Genomic DNA, 293 nt, shown 5'->3' with positions numbered 1-293 from the left:
CGCTCGCATCTCTTCGCGTGCCCGTGCAGTGAGGAAGATGTTGTAGTCGACGCCGAGTGCCACCAGGAAGATGAAGGCGAGAAGTGGTGTGCTGACGTCCATCGCAGTCCAGCCGATGACGTGGTCGAACAGCAGCCACCCCACCCCCAACGCCGAGAGATAGGACAGCACGGTCGACGCCGCGAGCAGCACGGCAGCCACCACGGAACGCAGCAGAATCAGCAGCATGGCCAGGACGATCGCGAGCACGATCGGGATCACCAGCTGGCGGTCGTGAGCGGCGGTGTCGCGCT

The 293-nt window shown here is 64.5% G+C and carries 1 protein-coding gene; it reads right to left on the bottom strand.

Going from position 1 to position 293, the window contains the following annotated elements:
* On the bottom strand, nucleotides 1–293 hold a 293-nt coding region (locus tag D9V41_RS17405), incomplete at both ends, for an MMPL family transporter (RefSeq protein WP_166376140.1).

The sequence above is a fragment of the Aeromicrobium phragmitis genome (genome assembly GCF_003674095.1).
In the GTDB taxonomy this organism is placed as follows: Bacteria; Actinomycetota; Actinomycetes; order Propionibacteriales; family Nocardioidaceae; genus Aeromicrobium; species Aeromicrobium phragmitis.
This window is presented reverse-complemented; position numbering and strand designations above follow the sequence as displayed.